At 75.9% G+C, this 11,935-nt stretch carries 8 protein-coding genes; 4 read left to right on the top strand and 4 right to left on the bottom strand.

All coding sequences use genetic code 11. From position 1 onward, the window contains the following. Positions 1–85: 85 nt before the first annotated feature. Positions 86–1,846 (bottom strand): PucR family transcriptional regulator ligand-binding domain-containing protein, encoded by a 1,761-nt coding sequence (locus ABGB11_RS07225; RefSeq protein WP_347630086.1) that lies wholly within the window; start codon positions 1,844–1,846, stop codon positions 86–88. A 212-nt stretch (positions 1,847–2,058) separates the two neighbouring features. Between ABGB11_RS07225 and ABGB11_RS07220 the strand changes: the two genes are divergently transcribed. The 4 genes from ABGB11_RS07220 to ABGB11_RS07205 all read left to right on the top strand — a co-directional run bounded on the left by ABGB11_RS07220 (position 2,059) and on the right by ABGB11_RS07205 (position 6,917). Then, positions 2,059–3,015: a DUF2877 domain-containing protein gene (locus ABGB11_RS07220; protein WP_347630084.1), complete on the top strand. Its 957-nt coding sequence runs from the start codon at positions 2,059–2,061 to the stop codon at positions 3,013–3,015. Between the two features lie 103 nt (positions 3,016–3,118). Next, on the top strand, positions 3,119–4,576 hold the full coding sequence (locus ABGB11_RS07215) for an FdrA family protein (protein WP_347630082.1): 1,458 nt from the start codon (positions 3,119–3,121) through the stop codon (positions 4,574–4,576). Beyond that, the gene (locus ABGB11_RS07210; protein ID WP_347630080.1) at positions 4,573–5,982 is read left to right on the top strand and encodes a DUF1116 domain-containing protein; all 1,410 of its coding nucleotides are present in this window, start codon (positions 4,573–4,575) and stop codon (positions 5,980–5,982) included. Before ABGB11_RS07215 ends, ABGB11_RS07210 begins: the two co-directional genes overlap by 4 nt. 29 nt (positions 5,983–6,011) lie before the next feature. Next, positions 6,012–6,917, top strand: a complete 906-nt coding sequence (locus ABGB11_RS07205; RefSeq protein WP_347630078.1) for an aldose 1-epimerase family protein — start codon at positions 6,012–6,014, stop codon at positions 6,915–6,917. Here the strand turns inward: ABGB11_RS07205 and ABGB11_RS07200 are convergent. The 3 genes from ABGB11_RS07200 to ABGB11_RS07190 all read right to left on the bottom strand — a co-directional run bounded on the left by ABGB11_RS07200 (position 6,905) and on the right by ABGB11_RS07190 (position 11,843). After that, positions 6,905–10,855, bottom strand: a complete 3,951-nt coding sequence (locus tag ABGB11_RS07200; RefSeq protein WP_347630076.1) for a CHAT domain-containing protein — start codon at positions 10,853–10,855, stop codon at positions 6,905–6,907. The genes ABGB11_RS07205 and ABGB11_RS07200 overlap by 13 nt on opposite strands. Before the next feature lie 72 nt (positions 10,856–10,927). Continuing rightward, positions 10,928–11,683 carry a DUF6338 family protein gene (locus ABGB11_RS07195; protein WP_347630074.1) on the bottom strand — a complete coding sequence of 252 codons (756 nt, stop codon included), beginning with the start codon at positions 11,681–11,683 and terminating at the stop codon, positions 10,928–10,930. Further along, positions 11,676–11,843 (bottom strand): hypothetical protein, encoded by a 168-nt coding sequence (locus ABGB11_RS07190; RefSeq protein WP_347630072.1) that lies wholly within the window; start codon positions 11,841–11,843, stop codon positions 11,676–11,678. The genes ABGB11_RS07195 and ABGB11_RS07190 overlap by 8 nt, the downstream gene beginning before the upstream one ends. Between the last annotated feature and the right edge of the window lie 92 nt (positions 11,844–11,935).

The following is an 11,935-nucleotide window of genomic DNA, read 5'->3' as shown; positions in this document are numbered from 1 at the left end:
CTGCCAAAGCCGATGCCCGGGATTGGGAGGACGGGCCGGTGCGGCGGCGCCTCCTCCGGGTATCACCCCGGTGACGAGACTACTCTCAGATACCGCGCATGCGCAGCACGTGCAAGGCGAGGGTGAGGTTGAGCCGAAGATGCGCGTCCTCGGTGAACGCCCCGAGCATCCGCTCCAGCTTCCCGATGCGGTACCGCAGCGTGTTGTAGTGGAAGTGGAGCCGGCGGGCGGTCTCGGCGACGTTGAGGTTGGTCTCCAGCAGCACCTGCAGGGTGCGGCGCAGGTCCACCAGCTCGGGCTCGTCGTCGGTGGCCAGGTCGCCGAGCGTCTCCCGGACGAAGGCGTGCAGCTCGTCCGGGTCGGAGACGAGGCTCAGCAGCCGGTACACGCCGAGCTGGTCGAAGTGCGCCCGCGCGCCGGTGCCGTTCAACTGGCGCCCGACCCGGACGGCCTTCACCGCCTGCTCGTACGCCTCCGGCAGGTCGGCCGGGGACGCCACCGTCCGGCTGATGCCGGTGGAGAACGTCCGGCGCACCGGCAGGTGCTCGGCGAAGATCGACGACGCCTCCTTGACCATCGCCTGCACCGGTCCGGTGGTGAGCTCGGCGGGGTCGTCCCCGTCGGCGCCCACGACCGCGACGACCTCGTGCGCGAAGCTCGCGACGGCCGCGCCCCGGTCGTGCCGGCGGACGGCCGTCGTCCACGCGGCGGCGAGGCGCTCCTGCGCGGTCCGCTCCTCGACGCCGCGGACGCCGCGCGCGCCGCCCTCCGGCTCGGCCGCCCTGCCGCGCGCCTTCCCGTCGGGTTCGGGGCCGGCGGGGCGCGGCCGGCCGTCGAGCTCGGCGACGACGACCATCACCGGGCGGTCCAGGTTCCAGCCGAACCCTCCGCAATGCGCGATGACCCGGTCGTCCTCGCCGGCGCGGCCCGCGAGGACGTCGCGCAGGAAGTCGGCCCGGTACTTGCTCTCGACCGCGGCGACGGCCTGCTGCTTGGTCACCACGAGCGCCGCGACGGTCGCGGCGCGCTCCAGGATGCCGAGGTCGGTGCCGCGCAGCGTGCCGCCGGGGCTGAACGCGACGATGCGGCCGTGGTCGAACCCGCCCGCCATCACCGGCACGACCAGGTGGTCGCCGGTGCCGTGCGCGCCGATGATGCCGCAGCCGCCGCGCCCGCACGCCGCGTGCCGGCCGGCGTCGAACGCGCGCATCGCCTGGACGTGCTCCTCGGGCCCGGCGCCGGCGAGCACCCGCTGCTCGCCGTCCAGCACCACGACCGCCACGTCCAGCAGGGACGCGACCTCGTCCACGACCTCCTGGAGGCCGCCGCCGCACAGCACGATCTGCACGAGCGCCCGGTGCACCTCCTCGGTGCGGGCGAGGACGGCCGCCTGCCGGTTCAGGATGTCGGTGAGGACCTGGTTCAGGATGTCGTCGAAGCCGACGTCGTTGGGGAGCAGGATCAGCGGGAAGCCGCGGCGGTCGGCCTGCGCGATCATCTCGGCGGGGAGCGAGTCCAGGTAGCGGCCCAGTTTGATGGCCAGGGCCGCGAGGCCGCGCTCGTCCAGGTCGGCGACCAGGTTGTCGAGCGACTGGGGGGTGTTGCGCAGGGGGTAGCCGGTGGTGAGGAGCAGCTCGTTCGGTTTGACCCACGACAGGATGTCGGGGACCTCCATCACGTTGAGCCGCTGGACGACGCGTTCGAGGCCGGACCGTCCGGCGATGAGGCGGGCGCCGTTCAGGGTGCTGACGCCGAGGACCTCGCCGACCGACAGGCCGTAGGTCAGGGTTCCGGTGCTCGCGAGCCGCAGGGCCGGTGGGCCCGGGTCCGCGCTGGTGTAACTCATGCCAGGGGTCACCTCGCCTTTTGGAGCGTACATCGCCCGTTACGGCGAGATCGCTACCTGTTCCTGATCAACACTGACAACAAAGACGAACGATGACAACCATCCTTGGCAGCTTTATCCATACGTCCAATGCGAGGGCCGTTCTACCGTCGTCGCGGAGGCCGGGCCGCCCGCGCGCCGGGCGGCCGCCGACACCGGCCTCGGGAGGATCAGTGACCGCACTCGTCCGCGACCCGGTCCGGCTCGCGGCCCGGCCCGGCCGTCGCCCGCCCACCGCCGGCGCCGCGAGCCTCGCGCTGCGGCCGCTGCTGGACCCGCCGCGCCGCGCGGCCCGCGTCATCGCCGTCTTCCCGGCGGCGCTGTACCTGGAGATGCGGGGGGCGCCCGAGCCGCGTGTGCTCGCCGTCGTCACCTCCGACGCCGGCCGGCTGCCGAACGCGGTGGTGATCGTCGCCACCCGCCGCGACCATCCGTTCCGGTCCGTCCGCGAGGGCGGGGAGGCGTTCGTCGGGGACGGCCGGGTGGAGGCCGACGGCCTGAACGTGCGGATCCGCCGCTGGTGGGACCCGTCGCCGGCGCTCGGCGCCCTGCAGCCGGCGGCGCTGGCGCGCGGGGTGCGGGCGCTGGAGGCGGAGCTGGCCGCCGCGGGGGCGCTCACCGCCGCGGGGACGGCGGGCGGTGGGCTGGCCGGGCATCCCGATCCGGCGGCGCTGGCCGAGGCCTGCGCGGCGGGCGACCTGGCGGCCGCGGTCGAGGCGGCGGAGCGGATCGTGGGGCTCGGCCCCGGGCTGACGCCGAGCGGCGACGACATCCTGTGCGGGCTGCTGGTCGCGCTGCGGCTGGTCGGCGACGCGGCCCGGCACGGCGGGACGGCGGTGTGGCTGGCCGACTGGCTCGGCGCGGCCGTCACCGCGGACGCGGGCACCCGCACGACGGCGTTGGCGGCGACGCTGCTGCACTGCGCGGCGCAGGGGAACGCGGGCGCGGAGGTGACGGCGGTCCTGCGCTGCGTCGCGGGCCACGAGCCGGCGTCCGCGGCCGTCCGCCGCCTGCTCGCGGTGGGGCACACGTCGGGCGCCGACCTGGCGCACGGCGTCCTCAGCGGTTGCCGCGCCGTCCTCGCGCTGACCGCTCCGGCCGTTCGTCGAGTGCCGAGGGTCACCGCATGAGCGCAGCGAACCGGGGGGCGTGGGGGGTCGTCCCCCCACAGACAACACGCATGAGCGCAGCGAACCGGGGGGCGTGGGGGGCCGTCCCCCACAGGGGGTGCGCGTGAACGAACTGGTCGAGGTGCGGCGGGGGCGCTACCACGATTCGGTCACGCTCATGCGGGTGAGCCGGCTGCTGTCGGAGCGGCCGGGGGTCGCGGCGGCGATGGTGGCGATGGGCACGGAGCTGAACCGCGAGATGTTCGGCCGGATGGGGTTCGAGGTGCCGGACGAGGCCGGGCCGGACGACCTGGTGGTGGCGGTCCGGGTCGAGGACGGCGGTCTGGACGAGGCGCGGGAGGCGCTGGACGGGCTGCTGCGCGAGGCGGCGCGCCCGCCGGCCGGGACCGGGGTGCTCGGGGCGCCGGCGCCGGCCCGGACGACGGGGTCGGCGGCGGCCCGGACGGACGCGACGGTGGCACTGCTGTCGGTTCCGGGGCCGCAGGTGTTCCCGGAGGCGATGGACGCGCTGGACGCCGGCCTCAACGTGATGATCTTCAGTGACAACGTGCCGCTCGCCCAGGAGATCACGCTGAAGGAGGCGGCGGCGCGGCGCGGGCTGATCGTGATGGGCCCGGACTGCGGGACGGCGGTGATCGGCGGCGCGGGACTGGGGTTCGCGAACGCGGTCCGGCCGGGGCCGGTGGGGGTCGTCGCGGCGTCCGGCACCGGCGCGCAGCAGCTGATGTGCCTGCTGGACGCGGCGGGGACCGGCGTGAGCCACGTGCTGGGCGTCGGCGGGCGGGACCTGTCGCCGGAGGTGAGCGGCCGCTCGGCGCTGTCCGCGCTGGCGGCGCTGGACGCCGACCCGGGCACCGGGCTGATCGTGCTGGTGTCCAAGCCGCCGGCGCCGCAGGTGCTGGACCTGATCCGGGAGGCGGCGCGGCGGCTGGACACGCCGGTGCTGTTCGCGCTGCCGGTGCCCGGCGACAACGACCTGACGCGGGCGGCCGAGGAGGCCCTCGCGGCGCTCGGCCGGACCGTGCCGGAGTGGCCGCGCTGGACGTCGTCGCGGCGCCCGGTGCGGGGCCGCGGGCGGGCGCTGCGCGGGCTGTTCGCGGGCGGGACGCTGCGCGACGAGGCGGAGATGATCGCGCGGGACCTGCTGGGGTGGGAGCAACTGGAGGCGCGCGGCCACCGGTTCACCGACTTCGGCGACGACGCCTACACGCGGGGCCGCGCGCACCCGATGATCGATCCGACGCTGCGGCTGGAGGCGCTGCGGGGCGAGGCCGCCGACCCGGCGTGCGGCGTGCTGCTGCTGGACGTGGTGCTCGGGCACGGCGCCGAGCCCGACCCGGCCGCGCTGCTCGCGCCGGCGGTCGCCGAGGCGGTGAAGGAGCGTCCGGACCTCGCGGTCGTGGTGTCGCTGTGCGGGACGCCGGCGGATCCGCAGGGCCGCGACGAGCAGGCCGCCGCCCTGCGCGACGCGGGCGCTGACGTGTTCGCGTCGAACGCCCAGGCGACCCGGCACGCCTTGTCGACGGTGGAGGGGCAGGCGTCGGAAGGGGCGTCCGGATGAACGAGGGGCACCGGCTGGGCGGGCTGCTGACCCGCGATCCCCGCGTGGTGGCGGCCGGGGTGGAGATCCTCGCGGACGCGCTCGCGGAGCAGGCCGTGCCGGTGGAGGGGGTCGACTGGCGGCCGCCGCCGGCCGGGACGGAGGCCGCGCTGGCCGCGGTGCTCGGCGCGCCGGGGCACGCCGAGGCCAACGCCCGCGCCGTCGAGCGGATGGTAACGGCGCGCCCGCACCTGGTGGACGTCCGCCCGGCGGGCGAGGTGCTCGGCCTGGACGAGGGGACGTTCCTGCACGCGGGCCCGCCGCTGGACTGGGACGGGGCGTCCGGGCCGATGCGCGGCGCGCTCATCGGCGCGATGCTCCTCGAAGGGCTCGCCGAGACGCCGCTCGGCGCGACGCGCGAGCTGGAGCGCGGCGCGGCCGTGTTCGAGCCGTGCCACCACCATGCCGCGGTGGGGCCGATGGCGGGGGTCGTCAGCCCGTCCATGTGGATGTTCGTGGTCGAGGACGCCGAGCACGGCGGGACGTCGTACTGCTCGCTCAACGAGGGGCTCGGGAAGGTCCTGCGGTACGGGGCGTACGGCCCGGAGGTGATCGAGCGGCTGACGTGGATGGGCGAGGTGCTCGGTCCGGCGCTGCGGTCGGCCGTCCGGCGGCACGGGCCGCTGGACCTGATCTCCCTCATCGCGCAGGCCCTGCAGATGGGCGACGAGCTGCACAACCGGAACCGGGCGGCGACGTCGCTGCTGCTGCGGTCGCTGGCGCCCGCGCTCACCGCGGCCGAGGACGTGCCCCGCGACCGGGCCGCCGAGGTGCTGCGGTTCGCCGCGGGCAACGACCACTTCTTCCTGAACGCGGGGATGGCGGCGGCGAAGGCGTGCGCGGACGCGGCCCGCGGCGTCCCCGGGTCCAGCCTGGTCGTGGCGATGGCCCGCAACGGCACCGACTTCGGCATCCAGGTGTCGGGGACGGGCGACCGCTGGTTCACCGGCCCGGCCGGCGTGCCGGACGGCCTGTACCTCGGCGGCTACGGCCCGGACGACGCCAACCCCGACATCGGCGACTCGGCGATCACCGAGACGGCCGGGATGGGCGGCTTCGCGCTCGCCGCGGCGCCGGCGATCGTCCGGTTCGTCGGCGGCGAGGTGCCGGACGCGGTCGCCGCCACCCAGCGGATGTACGAGATCACCCTTGCCGAGCATCCGGCGCTGCAGATCCCGCTGCTGTCGTTCCGCGGCACCCCCGCCGGGGTGGACGTCACCCGCGTCGTGCGCACCGGGATCCTGCCGGTCATCGACACCGGCATCGCGGGGCGGGAGGCCGGGACGGGCCAGGTCGGCGCGGGCCTCGTCGAGCCGCCGGCGGGCGTGTTCACCGACGCCCTGCACGCCCTCGCGGAGATCGCGTAGCCGCCCCTGCAGGGGGTAGCGTCCGGGGCATGAGCGAGTCGATCACCGGGGAGCAGTACGCCCTCAGCGCCGGGCCCTACCAGGCCGTCATCACCGAGTCGGGTGCGAGCCTGCGCGAGCTGACGCACGAGGGGCGCCCGCTGGTGCTGTCGCACGGCGCCGACGAGCCGGCCCCGGCCGCGTTCGGGCACCTGCTGGTCCCCTGGCCGAACCGGATCGACCGCGGCCGCTACACCTATGGCGGGACCGAGCACCAGCTGGACCTGTCCGAGCCGGCCCGCGACAACGCGATCCACGGCCTCGTCCGCTTCGCGCCGTGGACGGCCGCCGAGCACGAGCCCGACCGGGTGCGGCTCACGTACCGCCTCCTCGGCACGGCCGGCTACCCGTTCCGCCTGGATCTGGAGGCCGAGTACACCCTGGACGCCGCCGAGGGGCTCCACGTCCGGATGAGCGCCCGCAACGCCGGGACGCTGACCGCCCCCTACGGCCACGGCGCCCACCCCTACCTCACGGTGGGCGAGCCGATCGACGCCTGCGCGGTCACGCTCGGCGCCGACCGGTACCAGCCGGTGGACGAGCGGATGATCCCGTCCGGGCCGTCCCTCGACGTCACCGGCACCCCGTACGACCTGCGCAAGGGGCCGGTGCTCAGCGACCGGCGGATCGACACGGCGTTCACCGGCCTGAACCGGGACGGCTCCGGCCGCGTCCGGGTCACGCTGGCCGGCGCCGACCGGGCGGTCCGGCTGTGGGCGGACGAGGCGCACCCGTGGATGATGATCTTCACCGCCGACACCACCCCCGACCCCCGCCGGGGCCTCGGCGTCGAGCCGATGACGTGCCCGCCGAACGCCTTCGCGTCCGGCGAGGGCGTCGTGGACCTCGAACCCGGCGCCCGGTTCGACGGCACCTGGGGCATTCACGCGTCCTGACGCTCCGGCTCGGGTTCGCGGACGCCGAGCGCCCCGTAGACGCGCGTCACCGCGGCCGGCGACAGCGCGGAGGTCTCCGGCCTGCCGGTGCGGAGGTAGGGGCTCTGGCTCTCGTCGATCAGTTCCCTGACGACCTCGGGCTGCCGGCCGTCCCACCCGGTGACGGCGCGGGCGACGGCCGCCGCGGCGCCGCGCGACGCCAGCGCGGCGACGAGCAGATGCTCGATGCAGAGGACGCGGTGGCGCGCGTCCGCGGCCGTCCCGGCGGCCGCGGACAGCAGGTCGAGAACGTCCGAGCCGACGTCGACCGTCCCACCGGGGGCCGCCCGCCGCCACGGCCGCCGCGGCACCCGGCGCAGGAGGCGGGCGAGAAAGCAGAGGACCGTGAGCGTCCGGACGACCAGCCTCCGCACCAGCGGCAGGGCGTCCTCGAAACCGTAGGCGGCGAGTTCCAGGAGAACGTCCCACGCCGTGACCGACGAACGCCCCGCCGCTGCGGCCCCGGTGGCCGCTTCGTCCAGATCCCGGACGAGGTCGCGGTCGACTTCCGCGCGGCCGGCGGGCCGGGCCACGAGCCGCCCGGTGTCGCCGAACGCGCCCATCGCCATGTGGCCGGCCCAGTGGAGCGGCAGGCCGGACTTACCGCCGCTCTCCCGCCACCGGCCGAGTCGTCCGGTCTGGACCGTGCGCAGCGCGTCCACCAGGTTGTGGCCGGCGAGCAGATGCCTGGTGAGCACCCTGTCGATACCGCCTTCGTCCGGTGTCGGGTAGCCGGTCACGATCAGCCGGTCGGCGCCGGCCCACAGCATCGCGGGTCCGAGGACGAGCCACTCCCCCTCCGCGGCCTGGCGCAGGTCGGCGCTCTCGCACGCCAGGAGCAGCACCTGGCGGGGGATGCGCACGGCGGGGCCGTCGATGAGCCGGCCCGCGGTGAGGATCTCCGGCGTTCCCCGCCCCTCGATGGGCGGGCAGAGCAGGAGCCCTCCGCTGAGCGGCGTCCCGTTGCCCGGATGCGTGTGGCAGGCGAAGACCGCGCTCGACTCGGCCGGGACCTCCTCCAGCAGGCGCGCGAAACCGTCCACGTCGACGGCGCTCTTCTGCGACACCACCGTCGCGCCGGACGGCATCAGACCGGCCAGGCTCGCCGCCTGGTCGAGCCTGGCGTCCGGGGCGGCGAACGCGCCGCCGGGGTCGAGCACGGCCAGCGTGACCGGCGCGGTGTCCGTACGCCGCTCCCGCCGGGCAATCGCGGCCAGCAGCGCGGCCGGCGGCGCGATCGCGAGCCGGCACCGCTCGACCAGCCGGAGATCCCGGTCGTCGTCGGGAAGGGCGACGAGCGGCCACGGCACGCCGGCCAGCGCCTGCGCGGGCGCGATCGCCAGCCGGAGGTCGTCCGGCCCGGCCAGCTCCTCCCGCAGCCGGGGCGGCAGCAGCCGGCCGAGGCTGCGCGCCAGGTCCAGCTCGGCGTGCGGCGGGCCGCACAGCGGGCCGTCGAGCACCCGTGCCGCGCGCTGGGCGCCGGTCTCGCCGGAATGGGGCAGCGGCAGCGCGTCGTGGAGCCGGGCGAGCGCGCCGCCGAGGCCGGTGCCGGGCCCGCGGTCGAGGACGCCGCCGGTCACCGGGCCGTCGGGCGGGACCAGGGCCCAGAAGACGCGGTCGGCGGTCGACCAGGTGCTCCACCACCACGTCCCCGCGCCGAGCGCGGCCGCCGCGAGGTCCTCCAGGTCGTGGACGGGCGGCCGCTCGCCGGGCCGGTACCAGGACGCCGCCTCCAGCCGCGAGACACCGCGCAACCTGATGAACGGTGCCGGCGTGTCCGCGGCGCCCGCCGCGTCCTCGTGCTCCCCAGGACCGAGTTGCAGCCGCGCCGACTCGATCAGCTCGGCCAGCGTGTCCCAGTCCTGCCCGGCGGCGGCCTGGACCATGGCCCGGTCCATGGTGTCGCTGACGGCACGCCACCACAGCCGCCGCTCCTCCAGGTCGCGGACCCGGTGCCGGTTCCAGTGCAGCACGGCGAGCGCCTCGATCCTGTGGTCCAGGGCGCTCAGCCGGTCTCCGGTCGCCTCCCGATGGTCCGCCAGCTCGTTGAGGAAGGCCGCGGCCTCCATCGGGCGGTCGGCCCGGAGCAGCATCCCGGCGGTGTCCGCCTCGGAGTGCGAGACGATGTCGCCGAAGGACGAGCCCCGCGACCCCATCTCGGCGCCCTGCAGCAGCGCGATCGCGCGGAGCGACTCCAGGTTGAGGTCCCGCACCGGGTCGATGAAGCTGAACTCGCGGATCCGCCCGTCCTCCGCGTTCCTGATGAGGACGAACACCGCCGCCGCGAGGTACCAGGCCAGCTTGGGGTCGGACGGCCGCTGCGCCTGGGCGACGAGCCGCAGCGTGGTCGCGACGCCCGGCACGTCCGGGCCGCGCACGGTCGCGGGCACCCGGCGCGCGATCGCCGCGGCCAGCTCGGGGGAGGGGACCTCACGGCAGAGCAGCCGCCCGTGCGCCAGGCCCAGCTGGTCGTGCAGGACGCGCCAAGCCCCCGATCGCCTGGGGAGCACCGGGGCCGACTCCAGGGCGGACCGGGCCGCGGCGGGATTGGCGAGTTCCAGCTCGGCGAGCCCGGTGACGAGGGCCTTGACGGACGCCAGTTGCCCGCCGAGGTCGCGCACGGCCGCCTTGGCGTCGCCCGGCTGCGCGGCGCCGAGCAGCGCCCAGCCGTGCAGCCCCGCGAGGACGGGTGGAAGCGGGGCGGGCGCCTCCTCCAGCAGCCGCACCGCGGTCATCGGCCGGCCGGCGCGCAGCATCCGGCGGACGCGCCGCTCGAGCGCCCGCCGACCGCGCGCTCCGCCGGGGATCCGCGGCACAGGGACGGGGCTCCTCGGCGGCCGCTCCGTGAAGATGATCAGGCCGCGGGCAAGCGTCCCCGCCGCCACGGCCACCGGGATCGGCCCCAGCGGGCCGCCGAACAGCACCGCCACCGCCAAGGGCACGACCGCGAACCCGGACGACCGGCCCGCGATCAACAGGACGGGCAGCGCGTACAGCGGCCAGAGGTCCGTCGCCTGCGCCGCGAGCACGGCCACCGGCACCGCCGCGACGACCGCCACGACCAGCCGGCGCCACGCGCGCCGCGTGGAGAACGTCTCCGGCACCGAGGCCAGGCGAGCGATCTCCAGCGGGATGGAGTCGGGTCGCTCGCCGAAGAAGCGGTGGCGGCGGGCCACCAGCGCCTCGGTGCCCGAGCTGACCGTGTGGAGCGCGACGAACAGCACGAGGAACACCGCCGCGGCCACCGGCTCGCCCAGCAGGCACGCCAGCACGACCCAGCAGCCCGTCAGCGGCAGGCGGGTCCGCAGCTGCCACGGGCCCACCGGCTTGACGAGGTGCAAAGGCGGTTCGCGGGAGTCCCTGGACGACACCAGCGCCAGCGGCGCCAGCAGCCAGGCCCACGCGCCGGCCGTCGCGAGCAGCGACCCCGCGACACAGAAGCGGAGGCAGAGGTGGGCCCGCGAGCCGATGCGGAAGATCCGCTCCCCTTGCCGGATGCGGTAGATCCCCGGCGGCTCGTCCCCGTCCTCCTCGTCCTGGATCACCCCTTCGAGGCGGAGCAGGTACTGGTTCGGGACCTCCTCGACCTTCTCCAGCGTCCCCAGCCCGAAGGCCTCCGCGATCCCCGCGACCGCGGCGCCGTCGCGGTGGCCGGACGTCAGGGCCAGAGCGACCGCGAGATGGGGGATGCCCGTGTGCTCGTGTCCGTAGAGCCGCGCGGCCTCCCTCGCGACGGCGATCACATGGGTGAGCTCGTACGGCGTGTAGCTCGGCCCTGCCTGGCGCAGCGCATCGACCTGCTCCGGCGGCAACCGCGTCAGGACACGCGTCCACTCGGTGCTGGCGAGGACGTCGAGCGCCCTGATGATCCGTTCGCGCTCCCCCATCCGGATCGGCATGGAGTTCACGGCCGTGAGCAGCCGCAGCGCGGCCTCGTCCAGGGGCGGCAGCGAAGTGGGAACGGTTCCTCCTTAGGAGCCCGTGGGAGCGGTCTGGGAGGCGGACCGGGCCCCGTCCTCGGCGGTCTGGGTCTCGTCCCCGTCGGTCCGGGACCCGTCCCCGGCGGTCCGGTCCGGCGGTGCGACGCGGCGCGGCTCGGGGAAGCTGACATGGATGGCGCCGATCATGGACCCGCGCAGCAGGACCCGCGCGGCGCGCGAGAGCGTGCGCTCGGCGTAGCCGGTGCCGCTCCAGGCGATCGGGCGCTGCAGGACCATGTCCCGGCGGGCCGGGTCCTCGTCGATGGCGACGTACCGCAGGTAGCCCTCGACCAGCCGCCCGTCGACCAGCTCGACGGCGAGGTAGGGGCGGCGGCCGGTGCGTGAGCGCGCGGTCACGGTGCGGGCGAACAGCGTCCCGGGCCTGATCTGGCCGACCCCGCTCCGGCTGAGTCGGCCCATGGCCACGCCGGCGGCGGCACAGAACAGCGCGCTCAGCGCCAGGGCCAGCGCGCCGGAGAGGACGGCGGCCCAGGCATGGGCGCGCAGTTCCTTTCCGACGCCGAGCAGGATGTCGAGGGTCACCAGGCCCGAAACCGCCTGCGCCAGGCCAAGCACCACCAGGGACGCCGCGAACGACCCCAGCGCACCGGCGCAGAACAGCTCGACGATCTCCTCCGTCGCGGTGCGCTTCTCGGCGGGGACGCGGCGCCGGTACACCCGGTGGTAGGCGAATCCCGGGGCCAGGGCGACGATCAGGACGGCGAGGGCGAGGGCGTTGCTAGGCATTTCCGGGCCTGTCCTGCGGAGGGGGCGCCTGCGTCACGGCCGGCGGGAGGAGCAGCTCGCCCGAGCCGTCCTCGTCGTCGAGCAGGGGCGCTTCCGCGTATGAGCGGAACCTCAGCTTCCGCTCGTTCTCGGGCTCGTCATCGGGTATCTCGGGGACCAACGCGCGGCTCCTTCGCGTCGGCGGGGGGCGGGACGTTCCGTCCGAAGGGACAGGCGCGCCGCCTTCAGGGGGAGCCGCGGCTTATAGAAGCA

The sequence above is a fragment of the Actinomadura sp. B10D3 genome (assembly GCF_039871695.1).
Classification (GTDB): Bacteria; Actinomycetota; Actinomycetes; order Streptosporangiales; family Streptosporangiaceae; genus Spirillospora; species Spirillospora madurae.
The sequence above is the reverse complement of the archived record's forward strand: the minus strand, read 5'-3'. Positions and strand labels throughout refer to the sequence as shown.